Here is a 14,264-nt window from a genome sequence, read left to right on the forward strand (position 1 = left end):
CCCCAAGCCCGATCCGCGCCCCCCCCGCTCACTCCCCCACGCCACTGTAAGAAGTTGTAGGGAAACACCCGATGCGATGCAGCACGGTCGCTCGTATGATGCGGGCTGTGACGTTGATCACGTTCACAGGATTCCGATCTCATGCCGTTCGCCACGCAGGCCGAACGGCATTTTTTTATGCGCCGCTGCGTGCGATCAGCCGTCGGCGCGCATCGAGGCGCGCGAGCAGCGCGCGTCGCGCGTCGTCGTCCGACGCGCGCCATCCCTTGATTTCGTCGCGGGTGCGCAGGCAGCCCGCGCACCAGTCGGTGCGCGGATCGATCCTGCAGACGTCGGTGCACGGCGAGGTCACCGTGCCGACCGGTACCGGCGTGTCGCTCATGCGTCGTTGCGCAGCGCGACGTCGGCGACCGGCGCGCCCGTCAGCGCGACGAGCTCCTGCGGCGACAGGTTGAACACCGCGTGCGGATGGCCGGCGGCCGCCCACAGGCTGTCGAGCGCGAGGAGATCCGCATCGATCAGCGTGACCGGTTCGACGAGATGGCCGATCGGACAGACGCCGCCGATCGCATAGCCGGTGTTGTCGCGCACGAACTTCGCGTCCGCGCGACCGACCGCGCCGACCTGCGCCGCGACCTTCTTTTCGTCGACGCGGTTCGCGCCGCTCGCGACGACCAGCACCGGCAGCCCGTCCGACTCGCGGCGAAACAGGATCGACTTCGCGATCTGCGCGACCGCGCAGCCGAGCCCGGCCGCGGCTTCGGCGGAGGTCTTGCCGGTTTCGGCGAGCATCACGATGTCTTTCGCATGCCCGCGTTCGCGCAGCAGCAGCGCGACGCGGCGCGCGGAATCGGGGAGGGTGTCGAACGGAGTGGGTGTCGTCATGGGTGAGTCCGGAAGTGTGAGGCTCAGGTGCAGCTCGGCGCGTCGGCGGCGCTCTGCGCGCGGGCGAGCAGTGCGCGACCGGCGCGCGATGCGTTCGCGCGGCCGATCGCAGTGGAGATGAAGTCGCCGGCGGCGACCACCTGCGCGAGGTCGATGCCGGTGTCGATGCCGAGGCCCTGCATCAGGTACAGCACGTCTTCGGTCGCGACGTTGCCGGTCGCGCCCTTCGCGTACGGGCAGCCGCCGAGGCCGGCCACCGACGCGTGGAAGATCTCGATGCCTTCGAACAGCGCCGCATAGATGTTCGCGAGCGCCTGGCCGTAGGTGTCGTGGAAGTGGCCCGACAGCCGCTCGCGCGGGAACACGCGCGTGACGGCCGCGAGCACCTCGCGCGTGCGCTTCGGCGTGCCGACGCCGATCGTGTCGGCGATGTCGATCTCGTCGCAGCCGAGCGCGGCGAAGCGCTCCACCACGTCGACCACCGAGGCGACCGGCACGTCGCCCTGGTACGGGCAGCCGAGCGCGCAGGACACGCTGCCGCGCAGCCGCAGGCCGGCGTCCTTCGCCGCCTGCGCGACCGGCTCGAAGCGCGCGATGCTTTCCGCGATGCTGCAGTTGATATTGCGCTGCGAGAACGCCTCGCTCGCCGCGCCGAAGATCACCACTTCGTCGGCGCGTGCGGCGAGCGCGTTCTCGAAGCCCTTCAGGTTCGGCGTGAGCACGGAATACACGGTGCCCGCGCGACGCTCGATACCGGCCATCACGTCGGCGCCGTCGGCCATCTGCGGCACCCACTTCGGCGACACGAACGATGCGGACTCGACGTTGCGGAAGCCGGCGCGCGACAGCCGGTCGACGAGCGCGATCTTCACGTCGGTCGGCACGAAGGCCTTCTCGTTCTGCAGCCCGTCGCGCGGGCCGACTTCGACGATCTTGACGGCGGTGGGGAACGTCATGGTTGTCTCCAGTGTCATGTTGTGCGAATTCAGTAGCCGCGCGCGCGGTCGACGATGCCGCCGATCGGCTCGCCGCGCTCGAGCGCGCGGATCTTGCCCGCGATCTGCTCGACGGCTTCGTCGCGCAGCGTCAGCGCGGCGCTGTGCGGCGTGATCGTGATGCGCGGCGCCTGCCAGAACGGATGGTCGGCGGGCAGCGGCTCGTGCTCGAACACGTCGAGCGTCGCGGCCGCGATGCGGCCGCTCGCGAGCGCGTCGAGCAGGTCGGCTTCGACCAGATGCGCGCCGCGCGCGACGTTCACCAGGTACGCGCCCGGCGCGAGCCGCGCGAAGGTGCGCGCGGACAGGATCGCGTCGGTGTCGGGCGTGCTCGGCAGCAGGTTGACGAGCACCTTCGCGCCGTCGATGCACGCGTCGAAGGCATGCTCGCCGGCGAAGGTCGCGATGCCGTCGAGCTGCTTCGGGCTGCGGCTGTAGCCGCGCACCGGCAGGCCGAGCGCGGCGAGCGCCTGCGCGACCTGCGCGCCGAGCACGCCGAGGCCCAGCACCGCGACCGTGAAGCGCCCGCGCGGATGCGGCTCGAGCACCTCCCAGCGCCGCTCGCGCTGCAGCGCGTCGTATTCGTCGAAGCGGCGCAGGTAGCGCAGCACCGCGTGCGTCACGTATTCGATCATCTGCTGCGCCATGCCGGAATCTTCGAGCCGCACGAGCGGTACGTCGGGCGGCAGCGTGCCGGGATGCGCGCGCTCGAGCGCGAGCAGCGCATCGACGCCGGCGCCGAGATTGAAGATCGCGCGCAGCCGCTCGCGCGGCGCGAACAGCGCGCGCGGCGCGCGCCACACGAGCGCGTAGTCGGCCGCGGCCGTGTCGCCCGGCTGCCACTCGCGCAGCTCGGCGTCGGGCAGCGCGTGCGCGAGCGCGTCGCGCCATGCGCCGGCTTCCTGGTGCGGCGTATAGAACAGGAGCTTCATCCGCTTACTTCGCGAACAGCTGGCCGATGTCGGCGAATGCCTTGAACTCGAGCGCGTTGCCGCACGGATCGAGGAAGAACATCGTCGCCTGCTCGCCGACCTCGCCCTTGAAGCGGATGTGCGGCTCGATCACGAAACGCGTGTGCGCGGCGCGGAGTGTGTCGGCGAGCGCATGCCATTCGTCCATCGACAGCACGACGCCGAAATGGCGCACCGGCACGTCGTCGCCGTCGACCGGATTCACCGCGCTCCTGCCGGTCTCGTCAGGGGCGAGATGCGCGACGAGCTGGTGACCGAAGAAGTCGAAGTCGACCCAGTGTTCCGAGCTGCGGCCTTCGGCGCAGCCGAGCAGGCCGCCGTAGAACGCGCGCGCGGCGGCGAGGCTCGTCACGGGGAAGGCGAGATGGAACGGGCGCAGCGCGCCGGCGGGCGAAGCGGACATCGGGCATCTCCTGTCGACCGGAACGGCGCGGCGGCGCGCGGCTCCGATCCGGTGCGTGGCAAGCGGGAAGCCCACATTCTACGGTCTCGCGGCGCGTTGCGCCGTCGCCGGGATGCCGGCGACGGCGAGCGGCCGCGGCGCGTGCCGCCGGCGCACAAGCAAAGCACAAAAAATTGGTTCGGCCGCGATGCGCGGCGCGCGAGAATCGACGCTCGTCTTCAAGCAACGCAAGCGAGGGCAATCATGCGCGCATGCAGCAAATCGGCGTGGCCGCCGCGGCTCGTGACCGTTCCGGGCCTGCACGGCAGCGAAGGCGCCCACTGGCAGAGCTGGCTCGAACGGCAGTTCGCGCGTTCGTTGCGCGTCGAGCAGGCCGACTGGGATGCGCCCGACCTCGTGCGCTGGGCGCAGTCGGTGCGCGCGCTGCTCGAGCGCGAGCGCGGCCCGTTCGTGCTGGCCGCGCACAGCTTCGGCTGCCTCGCCGCCGCGCATGCGCTCGCGCAATGGCCGCAGGCCGCCGACGTCGCGGGCGTGCTGCTCGTCGCGCCGGCCAGTCCGAAGAAGTTCACGTTCGCCGGGCCGTTCGACGCGCGCCGGCTCGCGGTGCCGTCGATCGTGATCGGCAGCGAGACCGATCCGTGGATGCCGCTCGCCGACGCGCGCACGCTCGCGCGGCAGCTCGGCAGCGCGTTCGTGAACCTCGGCGACGCGGGGCACGTCAACACCGCGGCGGGCTTCGGGCCGTGGCCGCGCGCGAAGTATTTCATCGACACGCTCGTGCATTGCGCGGCGCCGCTGCGCTTTCGCGACGCGGCCGACGGCTTCGACCGCGCGCTCGTCGAGCGCGCGCTCGCGCATGCGGTGTGACGCGCGCGGCGCGCGCCCGCGTCACACCCCGCGTCACCCCGCTTACGACACCGTGACGGGCTTCACCGCCGCTGGGTCCGAATAGCTCGGCCGGCCGTTCTCGACGTGGCCCGCGAAGCGCCGCGAGAACGTGGGGTTCGCGCCGTCGCTCACCGTCACGTCATACCAATGATGGCTCGCCGCGAGCGCCCATTGCTCGACGCGCTCGTCGCCGCCGTGCAGCGTGACCTGTCGCGACGGCGCGCCGTACGCGTTGTCGGTCAGCGTCAACGTCACGTGGCCGCTGCCATGATTGCGCAGCTTCAGATACAGATTGCCGTTCGCGACGTCGTAGCCGGCCTTCACCTCGGGCTGCGCATGGTTGCGGCGGCGCGCCGTCGCGGCCGACACGTCGCCCGCGAAGACCCGCACGAACCCGTTCGGGCCGTACACCGAGAACGCATACGCGCCGTTCGTCTCGGTCAGATCGAAGTCCGCGTGCAGCACGCGGCGCGCGCCGACCGTGTAGCGCCACGGGCCGTCGGTGCGGTTCGTCGCGTACACGTGGAAGTGCGCGCCCTGGTTGCCGCGGTTCGCGAACTCGATGCGCAGCGTGTTGCCGCCGTAGATGCTCGCGTTCACGTGCAGCTCGTACGGCAGCGCGCGGGCCGGCCGCACGCCCGGCTCCTGCGGATCGATCGGCGACGGCGTCGCGGGCACCGTGGGCGCGGGCTGCGACGTGCATTGCTGGTCGGCGATCGAGCGGTACTGGCTCGTGTCGGGCAGCGCCGGGAAGGTCGCGTCCGACGAGCGGAAGTCGAACGCAGCGGTGAGGTCGCCGCACACGGTGCGGCGCCACGGCGTGATGTTCGGCTCGTCGACGCCGAAGCGTTCGCAGATGAAGCGGATCACCGACGTGTGGTCGAACACCTGCGAGCACACGAAGCCGCCCTTCGACCATGGCGACACGACCGTCATCGGCACGCGCGGCCCGAGGCCGTACGGCAGCCCGTCGGCCGTATAGCTGCCGCCGCGGCCGGGGTTCACGACCGTGTGCAGCTCGCCGTCGGTGGTCACCGTCGAGGCGCCCTGCGCGGCCGAGGTCGGCGGCTGCGGCGGCACGACGTGATCGAAGAAGCCGTCGTTCTCGTCGTACATGATGAACAGCACCGTCTTCGCCCACACGTCGGGGTTCGACGTCAGCGCGTCGAGGATCTGCGACGTGTAGTTCGCGCCGTACGCGGGCGTGTATTTCGGATGCTCGGAGAACGCGGCCGGCGGCAGCAGCCACGACACCTGCGGCAGCCGGTCGTTGATCACGTCGTCCTTCAGGTTGTCGAGCGTGCGCACCGTCTGCGCGCGCTGATACAGCGACGAGCCCGGCTTCGCGTCGATGAAGTTCGCGAAGTTCTGCAGGATGTTGGTGCCGTAGTTGCCGTTGTACGGATCGGCCCACGTGAGCCCCTGCTGGTAGATCTGCCAAGACACGCCGCGCGCCTCGAGCCGTTCCGGGAAGGTCGTCCACGACAGCAGCTGGTAGGCGGGCGGCAGGTCGCCGTCGACGTAGTCGGCGTTGTCGAGCAGCGGGCCGCCGAACTTGCCGGTCGGATCGATCGTGCCGGTCATCAGGTACGAGCGGTTCGGGTGCGTTGGCCCCGGCAGCGAGCAGAAATAGTTGTCGCAGACGGTGAACGCATCGGCGAGCGCGTAGTGGAACGGGATGTCGTCGCGGACGTGATAGCCCATCGTCATGTCGGTCTTGTTCGCGGGCCACTGGTCGTAGCGGCCGCCGTCGATCGCCGCGTGCGTCTTCGCCCACGAGTGGTCGAGCGCGCCGAGACATTGCGCGCTGGTCGTCTTCGTGTCGAGCCGGAACGGCAGCACCGGCTTGCCCGGATCCTCCTTCGACGGCTGGTACCACACCGGCTTGCCGTTCGGCAGCGGGATCGGGAAGCGGTCGTTGTAGCCGCGCACGCCGCGCAGGTGTCCGAAGTAATGGTCGAACGAGCGGTTCTCCTGCATGAACACGACGATGTGCTGGACATCGCGGATCGTGCCGGTGCCGCGCGCGGCGGGAATCGCGAGCGCACGGCGGATCGATTCGGGGAAGGCGTTGAGCGCGACGGCGGCGCCCGCCGATTGCGCGACGGTATGCAGGAAACGGCGGCGGCTGGATGACGTCATGTCGTTTTACCTCGGTTCTGCGAGCGGGACGGGAGCGGGGACGGCGCGATCAATGCGGCGACGATGCCGCGGCGGCCGACGCATCGGCCGCCGGTTTTGCATCGTCGTCGTCGTCGGGCGGGAAGTGGACGACGGGCGGCGCGAGCGGCGCGGCATCCGCCGCGGCAGCGTGCGCGCCGGCATCGCTGTTGAACGCGCTCGCGGTGCCCGACGACGCGCCGGCCTGCTGCGACGCGTCGGCCGCTTGCTCGTCGTGCGGCGCGTCGTCGCTGCAGGCGGCGACGAGCGCGGTGGCACACAGAACGGCGGCAACGACGACACGACGCATCACTTCTCTCCTGGCAGGCTGATCGGCAAACGTTTTCCAGTATGCCGGCGCGATGCGACGTTTCGGTGAATCGTTTGCGACCGGAACATGATCGCGAAACGCTTTCGCGAAGCTGTCCCGTGGCTTTCGGCGAAGGCTGCACGAGGCAGACGTGCATGGCGGAATTTGCCAGCGGGACGCGCACGACGTGCCGCATTTACATGCGTGTGCAACGCGAAGGCGCGAACCGGTGTCGCGCGCGATGTGCGCGCAGTGCGACGCGGCCAGCGCGCGAGCGGCGGTCGATATGTCGCCTCCGATGCCGCGAGCCGGTATTTGTTGCCGCTTCGTCGGCGCGTTGCCAGCAGCGCGTCAGCGTGCCGCCATCCAGCGCTCGGATACGGCCGCGCATCGCGATCCCGGCCGAGTGCTCGGCGCACGCACGCCGGCATCGCTGCTGCGCGGCACCGGAATTGCTCCGAGGGCCGCTGCGCGCGCGCTCGCGCACGACCGGTCCGGCACGGGCCGCCTATCCGCGTCCATCCCTCATCGAGCGAGCAGAACTCATGTCCACCGATCGATCCGATTCCTCATCTGCCGAACCCGGGCGCGCCGCTCGGCGAAGGCCGGCCGGCGCCGTCGCAGCCGGCCGATACGCCGTCGAGCGCGGCGCGTCGCCGCTTCCTGCAATCGGCGGCGGCCGCCGCGACGGTCGGCGCCGCGCCGCACGTGCATGCGCAGGGCGAGGCCGCCGCAGCGCCGCCTGCGCACCGCGACGCGGTGCCCGCGCGGCCGGTGCATCTCGACATCAACGGACGCGCGTACACGCTGCAACTCGAGCCGCGCGTCACGCTGCTCGACGCGCTGCGCGAGTACGCGGGGCTGACCGGCACGAAGAAGGGATGCGACCGCGGGCAGTGCGGCGCCTGCACGGTGCTCGTCGACGGGCGGCGCATCAATGCGTGTCTGACGCTCGCGGTGATGCACGAAGGCCAGCGCATCACGACGGTCGAAGGGCTCGCGCGCGACGGCGTGCCGAGCGCGGTGCAGCGCGCGTTCGTCGCACACGATGCGTTCCAGTGCGGTTACTGCACGCCCGGCCAGGTGTGCGCCGCGACCGCGCTGCTCGACGAGTTCGCGGCCGGCGCGGCGAGCGCGGTCACCGCCGACGTGCGGCATCGCCCGGTGCAGCTGACGGACGCCGAGATCCGCGAACGCATGAGCGGCAACCTGTGCCGCTGCGGCGCGTATTCCAACATCGTCGCCGCCGTGCGCGCCGCGCACGCGGCGAGCGCATAGCCGGCGGAGGGCATCGCAATGGAAGCGATCACCTACGAACGTGCGGCCGACGTCGCCGGCGCGGTGCGCGCGGCGCAGCGTCCGGGCGCGGCGTTCATCGGCGGCGGCACGAACCTGCTCGATCTGATGAAGGGCGGCGTGGCGCGACCGGTCGCGCTCATCGACATCACGCGCATCGCGGGCCTCGATACGGTCGACGCGCTGCCCGACGGCGGGCTGCGGATCGGCGCGCTCGTGCGCAACAGCGATGCGGCCGATCATGCGCGCATCCGCGCGGACTATCCGCTGCTGTCGCAGGCGCTGCTCGCGGGCGCGTCGGCGCAGCTGCGCAACATGGCGACCATCGGCGGCAACCTGATGCAGCGCACGCGCTGTCCGTACTTCTACGACACGGCCTTCGCGCAATGCAACAAGCGCGAGCCGGGCAGCGGCTGCGCGGCCATCGGCGGCCACAACCGGATGCATGCGATTCTCGGCGCGAGTCCGCAGTGCGTGGCAGTGAACCCGTCGGACATGAGCGTCGCGCTCGCCGCGCTGGACGCCGTCGTGCAGGTGAGCGGCCCGCGCGGCGCGCGGCAGATCCCGTTCGAGTCGTTTCACCGCCTGCCCGGCGACCGGCCCGATCTCGACACGACGCTCGCGCCCGGCGAGCTGATCACCGCGGTGGACCTGCCGCCGCCGCGCTTCGCCGGCCATGCGCATTACCTGAAGGTGCGCGATCGCACGAGCTACGCGTTTGCGCTCGTGTCGGTGGCGGCCGCGTTGCGGATGGACGGCGCGCGCATCGAGGAGGCGCGCATCGCGCTCGGCGGTGTGGCGCACAAGCCGCTGCGCGCGACGCTCGCCGAGCAGCATCTCGCGGGACGCGCGCCGACCGATGCGTTGCTGCACGACGCCGCCGCGCTCGCGCTGCGCGATGCGCGGCCGCTCGACGGCAATGCGTTCAAGGTCGCGCTCGCGCAGCGCGCGATCGTGCGCGCGGTGAAACGCGCCGCAGCCAATGGAGGTGCAGCATGAACACGCTGACCGGACAGCCGCTCGATCGCGTCGACGGCATGCTGAAGGTGACGGGCGGCGCGCATTACGCGGCGGAATTCGCCGATCCGCGGCTCGCGCACGCGGTGCTCGTGACGAGCACGATCGCGGCCGGGCGGATCGAATCGATCGACACGGCGCGTGCGCGGGCGATGCCCGGCGTGCTGCTCGTGATCACGCACGAGAACGCGATGCGGCTGCCCAACGGCGGCCGGCCGCCGCTGTCGCCGCCCGCGGGCCGGCACCTCACGCTGCTGCAGGACGACACGGTGCGCTACAGCAACGAGCCCGTCGCGGTCGTCGTCGCGCAGACGCTCGAGCAGGCGAGCGCCGCCGCCGATGCGGTGCGCGTGCGCTATCGCCCGGGCGCCGCCGCGCTCGATTTCGCGCGCGAGAAGGCGGCCGCGCGCGTGCCGCCGAAGCAGCAGGGGCGGCCGATGGACACGCAGCGCGGCGACGTCGACGCGGGGCTGCGCGAAGGCGCGGTGCGCATCGACGCGACCTACACGACGCCGATGCAGCATCACAACCCGATCGAGCCGCATGCGACGATGGCCCGCTGGGACGGCCCGACGCTCACGCTGCACGACGCGACGCAGGGCGTGGCGGGCGCGAGCACCGCGGTGGCCGCGGTGTTCGGCATCGCGCCGGAGCAGGTGCGCGTGCTGTCGCCGTTCCTCGGCGGCGGCTTCGGCTGCAAGGGTTCGTCGTGGTCGCACGTGTCGCTGTGCGCGATGGCCGCGAAGCAGGCCGGTCGGCCGGTGCGGCTCGTGCTGACGCGACCGCAGATGTTCGGCCCGGTCGGCTCGCGGCCGTACACCGAGCAGCGCGTCGTGCTGGCCGCACGCGCCGACGGCACGCTGACCGCGATGCGCCACGATTCGGTCGTGACCACCTCGACGTTCGAGGACTGGACCGAGATGTGCGGGATGCCGTCGCGGATCATGTACGCGGTGCCGAACCAGGCGACGACGCACCGGATCGTGTCGCTGAACGTCGGCACGCCGACCTTCATGCGCGCGCCGGGCGAGGCGTCGGGGTCGTTCGCGCTCGAGTCGGCGATGGACGAACTCGCGTGGCAGCTGCGGATGGACCCGGTCGAATTGCGGCTCGCGAACTACGCGCAGGTCGATCCGCAGGACGGCAAGCCGTGGTCGAGCAACGAACTGCGCGCGTGCTACCGGCTCGGCGCGCAGCGCTTCGGCTGGTCGCGCCGCACCGGCGCGCCGCGCACGATGCGCGACGGCGACACGCTGATCGGCCTCGGGATGGCGGCCGCCACGTACCCGGCGAACCGCAGCGAGGCGTCGGCGCGCGCGCGCATTCTGCCGGACGGCACGGCTGAAGTGGCATCGGGCACGCAGGACATCGGCACGGGCACCTACACGGTGATGACGCAGGTGGCCGCCGATGCGCTCGGCTTCGCGTTGCGCGACGTGCGTTTCGTGCTGGGCGACTCCGGGCTGCCGCGCGCACCGGTGTCGGGCGGCTCGCAGACGGCGGCGAGCGTCGCGCCTGCCGTGCGCGAGGCCGCGCTGCAGGCGCGCGCGCAGCTGATCGCGCTGGCCGTGGGCGCACCCGGTTCGCCGCTGCACGGCGTCGCGGCCGACGACGTGACGGTCGACGACGGCTGGGTCGTGCATCGCCGCGATCCGTCGCGGCGCGATCCCGCCGCGGCGGTGATCGCGCGCGCGGGCGGCCGGCCGATCGACGTGCAGGCGACGACGAAGCCGGGCGACGAGAAGTCGCGCTATGCGTCGCATTCGTTCGGGGCGGTGTTCGCGGAGGTGCACGTCGACGCCGAGCTGGGCACGATCCGCGTGCCGCGCATCGTCGGCGCATACAGCGTCGGCAGCGTGCTGAACGCGAAGACGGCGCGCAGCCAGCTGATCGGCGGCATGGTGTGGGGGCTCGGCACCGCGCTCGAGGAGGGGTCGTATCTCGACGTGCGGCACGGCCGCTTCACGAACGCGAACCTCGCCGAATATCACGTGCCGGTGAACGCGGACATCGGCGAACTCGACGTGATCTTCGTCGACGAGCGCGACACGCATTTCAATCCGCTCGGCATCCGCGGGATCGGCGAGATCGGCATCACCGGCGTGCCGGCCGCGATCGCCAATGCCGTCTATCACGCGACCGGCGTGCGCGTGCGCGATCTGCCGATCACGCTCGACAAGGTGGTGACGTCGGCGATGGGCTGAGCGTCAGCGGCGCGGGGTTCTGCGCCGCAAGTTGCTGCGCATGGGGCGTTGTCGCGCGCGGCTGCGGCTGCATGTGCCGCGCGCCGACTCGCCCGCGCGTGAGTCGGCGGGTGGCTTGGTCCGTCGATTAGCTCGTGAGTTAGCGTGCGAACAGCGGATAAGTCGCCGCTGCGATCAACGCGGTCGCGAGCCATACGACGCTCCACGAACTAACGGCGAGCAGCGGCGGGATCGCGAGCGGCGTGGCGAACAGGCCGAGATAGACGACCGTGTTCGCCATCCCGAGCGCGGTGCCCGCGTGGTTCGCGCCGGCGAGCGTCGCCAGTTCGGTGTACGCGACGCCGTGCCACGCGGACACGCAGATGCCGGCGAACACGAGAATCGCGACGATCGCGCCGAGCGGTACGTAGGGGCTGGCGGCCGTCGCTGCGGCGAGCAGCGCGAACGCGCCGGCCGCGACGCAGACCGACCCGCGCAGGTACGCACGCCGGTTGCCGTGCCGGTCGGTATGGCGGCCGCTCCACACGCGCATCACCATGGCGCCGGCCTGCAGCGCGACCATCGCCGTGCTGATGCCGGCGAGCCCGAGCCGGCCGAAATCGTGCAGGAACACGGTCGCGAACGTGAGCACCGCGAACTGCGGCGCGCACAACGCGCCGATGCCGAGCACGATGCGCCACACGCGGGCGCTCGCCAGCGGGCCGCGCGCGGGAGCGGCGGACGCTTGCTGTGCGGCGGGCGGCGTTGTCGAGGTGCTCGAGGTGGACGGCGCGGCGGATGCGGCCGATGTGTCGGATGTGCGGGATGTTGCCGATGGGACCGATGCGGCGGATGCGACCGATGAGTCCGATGCGCCGGATGTAGCCGTCGCGACCGATGCGGCGGAAGTGGCGGACGGCGCGAACGCAACCACCCCAACCGGCGGCTCGTGCAACCAGCGCCACGTGAGCGCCGCCGACACCGCGCACAGCAGCATCAACGCGCCGTACACCGCGGCGAAGCCCGCATGCGACGCGAGCGCCGGCAGCAGCGCCGCGCCGACGCCGCCGCCGAGCGGCACGGCCGTCTGCCGGATGCTCATCGCGAGCCCGCGTTCGCGTTCGCCGAACCAGCGCATCACCGCGCGTCCGCTCGAACCGTTCACGCTGCCGCCGAGCAGGCCGACGCAGCACATCGCCGCGACGACGCGCAGCAGCGGCGGCACGGCATGCGCGCTCGGCACGATCGCGGCGACCATCACCGCGAGCATCGCGGCGGTCGCGACGAGGCCGGTGAGCAGCACGCGGCGATCGCCGAAGCGATCGGCCGCGATGCCCCACGGCAACTCCGACAGCGCGACGCCGAAGCCCAGCGCGCCGAGCACGAGGCCGAGTGCGGCGTTGTCGAGGCGATAGGCCGAGCGCATCCACACGGCGGTGGTCGGAATGCCGGCCGCGGCGGCCGAAAAGCTCATGTTCGCCGCGACGCCGGCAGCGAGCACGCGCCAGCGATGGGCCGGGCCGCGCGCAGCGCCGGCGCGCGCGGACGGGGAAGCGAGGCAGGAGGTATCCATGACGACGGGTCCGTGTGCAAATTGACATCGTCAGTGTGGCGACCTACATTCATCCTGAAAATCGGAAAGTTTTTGATGAATCGTTCGACAAAACAGGATGATCGAGATGCCGATGCGAGACCCTAGCGACGCCGCGCTTGCGCGTCCCAATTTCGATGTCGCGGCGCTGCGCAGCCTGGTGGCGGGCGTCGACCTCGGCAGCTTCACGAAGGCGGCCGATCGCGTCGCGCGCTCGTCGTCGGCGGTGAGCGCGCAGATCCGCAAGCTCGAGGAGCAGGCCGGCACGCCGCTGTTCGTGAAGGCCGGGCGCGGGCTGGCGCTGACCGACGCGGGCGACGCGATGCTGCGCTACGCGCGCCGCATGATCGAACTGAACGACGAAGCGGCCGCGGCCGTGCGCGGCGTGAATCTCGACGGCTGGGTGCGGGTCGGGCTGCAGGAGGATTTCGGCGAAGCGATCCTGCCCGACGTGCTCGGGCGTTTTGCGCGCGCGCATCCGAAGGTGCGGATCGAGGCGCGCGTCGCGCGCAATGCCGAGCTGCTCGAGCGGCTCGACGCGAACCAGCTCGATCTCGCGCTCGTGTGGGGCGATCCGGCATCGGCGAGCCTGATGTCGCGCGCGGGCATCGACAGCGACGCGATCGCCCAGGTGCCGATGCAGTGGATCGCGGCCGTGGGCGCGGGCGACGTCGGCGTGGCCGACGCCGGCGCAATGCCGGATGCCGCACGCGACGGCGCTGCGAGCGCCGCCGCGGAGCGCACGCCGGGTGCGCCGGCAGAGCAGGCAGAGCAGGCAGAGCAGGCAGAGCAGGCAGAGCAGGCAGAGCAGGCAGAGCGTGGAGAGCCGCTGCCGCTCGTCGTGTTCGACCGGCCGTGCCGCTTCTTCGCCGCGGCGACCGACGCGCTCGACCGCGCGGGCTTGCCGTGGCGCGTCGCATTCACCACGCCGAGCCTGGCCGGACTATGGGCGGCCGCGGCGGCCGGGCTGGGCGTCACGGTGCGCTCGCATTACGGGTTGCCCGCGTCGGTGCGCGCACTCGACACGGCCGCGTGCGGCCTGCCCGCGCTGCCGAGCCTGCCGCTGCTGTTGCTGCGCCGCACGTCGTCGGCGACGCCGACCGTGGAACGGCTCGCACAGATCGTGACGCAGGCCGTGCGCGACGCGACCCGGCGCGACGCGGTGGCGCTGGCGGCCTGAGGTTCGTCGGGGCGGTGTCGGGCGAGGCGGCGCGTGCAGTTTGAGAGTGGGCGGGCGCGCTCGCCGCTGGCGCTCAGGCTTCGATGGGCGGCGTGAGCGTCCGGCACGCCGCCGCATCGACGGTAGCCCGTTCGATCGTCCGCCGCGTTCGCCCGCTCGCCTGCGCGCCCGCTCGCCCGCTCGCCCGCTCGCCTGCGCGCCCGCTCGCCCGCTCGCCCGCTCGCCTGCGCGCCCGCTCGCCCGCTCGCCCGCTCGCCCGCTCACTCGCTCACTCGCTCACTCGCTCACTCGCTCACTCGCCCGCGCGCCGACGGCCGTGTCGCGCAGCGGCGCCGTCCGGTCGGCGAAACGCACCGCTTGCGGTTCACCCGGCGCCCCGGCACAC

At 71.8% G+C, this 14,264-nt stretch carries 12 protein-coding genes and 1 pseudogene; 5 read left to right on the forward strand and 8 right to left on the reverse strand.

Translation table 11 applies throughout. From position 1 onward, the window contains the following. Positions 1-175 precede the first annotated feature (175 nt). Genes C3Y15_RS29475 through C3Y15_RS29495 form a run of 5 tightly spaced genes read right to left on the reverse strand, consistent with a single transcriptional unit; the run spans position 176 to position 3,254 of the window. A complete protein-coding gene (locus C3Y15_RS29475) occupies positions 176-382 on the reverse strand; it encodes a DUF1289 domain-containing protein (RefSeq protein WP_011886203.1) in 207 nt (68 codons plus the stop codon). Beyond that, positions 379-885 (reverse strand): YbaK/EbsC family protein, encoded by a 507-nt coding sequence (locus C3Y15_RS29480; RefSeq protein WP_011886202.1) that lies wholly within the window; start codon positions 883-885, stop codon positions 379-381. Before C3Y15_RS29480 ends, C3Y15_RS29475 begins: the two co-directional genes overlap by 4 nt. Before the next feature lie 23 nt (positions 886-908). Further along, positions 909-1,841 carry a hydroxymethylglutaryl-CoA lyase gene (locus C3Y15_RS29485; RefSeq protein ID WP_011886201.1) on the reverse strand — a complete coding sequence of 311 codons (933 nt, stop codon included), beginning with the start codon at positions 1,839-1,841 and terminating at the stop codon, positions 909-911. Positions 1,842-1,870: 29 nt separating this feature from the next. Further along, on the reverse strand, positions 1,871-2,812 hold the full coding sequence (locus C3Y15_RS29490) for a glyoxylate/hydroxypyruvate reductase A (protein WP_014723766.1): 942 nt from the start codon (positions 2,810-2,812) through the stop codon (positions 1,871-1,873). A gap of 4 nt (positions 2,813-2,816) precedes the next feature. Beyond that, positions 2,817-3,254, reverse strand: a complete 438-nt coding sequence (locus C3Y15_RS29495) for a VOC family protein (protein WP_011886199.1) — start codon at positions 3,252-3,254, stop codon at positions 2,817-2,819. Positions 3,255-3,497: 243 nt separating this feature from the next. On the opposite strand from C3Y15_RS29495, the gene C3Y15_RS29500 reads away from it, so the two are divergent. After that, on the forward strand, positions 3,498-4,121 hold the full coding sequence (locus C3Y15_RS29500) for an alpha/beta hydrolase (protein ID WP_011886198.1): 624 nt from the start codon (positions 3,498-3,500) through the stop codon (positions 4,119-4,121). A 42-nt stretch (positions 4,122-4,163) separates the two neighbouring features. On the opposite strand, the gene C3Y15_RS29505 is transcribed toward C3Y15_RS29500, so the two are convergent. After that, complete coding sequence (locus tag C3Y15_RS29505; protein WP_069246346.1) at positions 4,164-6,284, reverse strand: phospholipase C, phosphocholine-specific; 2,121 nt, start codon at positions 6,282-6,284, stop codon at positions 4,164-4,166. A gap of 49 nt (positions 6,285-6,333) precedes the next feature. After that, complete coding sequence (locus C3Y15_RS29510; RefSeq protein ID WP_069246345.1) at positions 6,334-6,612, reverse strand: hypothetical protein; 279 nt, start codon at positions 6,610-6,612, stop codon at positions 6,334-6,336. A 545-nt stretch (positions 6,613-7,157) separates the two neighbouring features. Between C3Y15_RS29510 and C3Y15_RS29515 the strand changes: the two are divergent. The 3 genes and pseudogenes from C3Y15_RS29515 (at position 7,158) to C3Y15_RS29525 (ending at position 11,129) form a co-directional block, all read left to right on the forward strand. Then, positions 7,158-7,890, forward strand: a pseudogene (locus tag C3Y15_RS29515) (2Fe-2S iron-sulfur cluster-binding protein). A gap of 18 nt (positions 7,891-7,908) precedes the next feature. Further along, positions 7,909-8,907 carry a xanthine dehydrogenase family protein subunit M gene (locus C3Y15_RS29520; RefSeq protein WP_011886194.1) on the forward strand — a complete coding sequence of 333 codons (999 nt, stop codon included), beginning with the start codon at positions 7,909-7,911 and terminating at the stop codon, positions 8,905-8,907. Beyond that, positions 8,904-11,129, forward strand: a complete 2,226-nt coding sequence (locus C3Y15_RS29525) for a xanthine dehydrogenase family protein molybdopterin-binding subunit (protein WP_069239243.1) — start codon at positions 8,904-8,906, stop codon at positions 11,127-11,129. The genes C3Y15_RS29520 and C3Y15_RS29525 overlap by 4 nt, the downstream gene beginning before the upstream one ends. 139 nt (positions 11,130-11,268) lie before the next feature. On the opposite strand, the gene C3Y15_RS29530 is transcribed toward C3Y15_RS29525, so the two are convergent. Further along, a complete protein-coding gene (locus C3Y15_RS29530; RefSeq protein WP_059894320.1) occupies positions 11,269-12,681 on the reverse strand; it encodes an MFS transporter in 1,413 nt (470 codons plus the stop codon). 106 nt (positions 12,682-12,787) lie between these two features. Here C3Y15_RS29530 and C3Y15_RS29535 point away from each other — a divergent pair, with 106 nt between their 5' ends. Then, positions 12,788-13,879 (forward strand): LysR substrate-binding domain-containing protein, encoded by a 1,092-nt coding sequence (locus tag C3Y15_RS29535; protein ID WP_124260133.1) that lies wholly within the window; start codon positions 12,788-12,790, stop codon positions 13,877-13,879. Positions 13,880-14,264: the final 385 nt, after the last annotated feature.

It is taken from the genome of Burkholderia sp. B10 (assembly GCF_004368385.1).
GTDB classification, from domain to species: domain Bacteria; phylum Pseudomonadota; class Gammaproteobacteria; order Burkholderiales; family Burkholderiaceae; genus Burkholderia; species Burkholderia vietnamiensis.

What these genes read in the sequence shown, in the direction of transcription:
- C3Y15_RS29475 (WP_011886203.1), bottom strand. Translation starts at nt 382, where the DNA reads ATGAGCGACACGCCGGTACCGGTCGGCACGGTGACCTCGCCGTGCACC.
- C3Y15_RS29480 (WP_011886202.1), bottom strand. Translation starts at nt 885, where the DNA reads ATGACGACACCCACTCCGTTCGACACCCTCCCCGATTCCGCGCGCCGC.
- C3Y15_RS29485 (WP_011886201.1), bottom strand. Translation starts at nt 1,841, where the DNA reads ATGACGTTCCCCACCGCCGTCAAGATCGTCGAAGTCGGCCCGCGCGAC.
- C3Y15_RS29490 (WP_014723766.1), bottom strand. Translation starts at nt 2,812, where the DNA reads ATGAAGCTCCTGTTCTATACGCCGCACCAGGAAGCCGGCGCATGGCGC.
- C3Y15_RS29495 (WP_011886199.1), bottom strand. Translation starts at nt 3,254, where the DNA reads ATGTCCGCTTCGCCCGCCGGCGCGCTGCGCCCGTTCCATCTCGCCTTC.
- C3Y15_RS29500 (WP_011886198.1), top strand. Translation starts at nt 3,498, where the DNA reads ATGCGCGCATGCAGCAAATCGGCGTGGCCGCCGCGGCTCGTGACCGTT.
- C3Y15_RS29505 (WP_069246346.1), bottom strand. Translation starts at nt 6,284, where the DNA reads ATGACGTCATCCAGCCGCCGCCGTTTCCTGCATACCGTCGCGCAATCG.
- C3Y15_RS29510 (WP_069246345.1), bottom strand. Translation starts at nt 6,612, where the DNA reads ATGCGTCGTGTCGTCGTTGCCGCCGTTCTGTGTGCCACCGCGCTCGTC.
- C3Y15_RS29520 (WP_011886194.1), top strand. Translation starts at nt 7,909, where the DNA reads ATGGAAGCGATCACCTACGAACGTGCGGCCGACGTCGCCGGCGCGGTG.
- C3Y15_RS29525 (WP_069239243.1), top strand. Translation starts at nt 8,904, where the DNA reads ATGAACACGCTGACCGGACAGCCGCTCGATCGCGTCGACGGCATGCTG.
- C3Y15_RS29530 (WP_059894320.1), bottom strand. Translation starts at nt 12,681, where the DNA reads ATGGATACCTCCTGCCTCGCTTCCCCGTCCGCGCGCGCCGGCGCTGCG.
- C3Y15_RS29535 (WP_124260133.1), top strand. Translation starts at nt 12,788, where the DNA reads ATGCCGATGCGAGACCCTAGCGACGCCGCGCTTGCGCGTCCCAATTTC.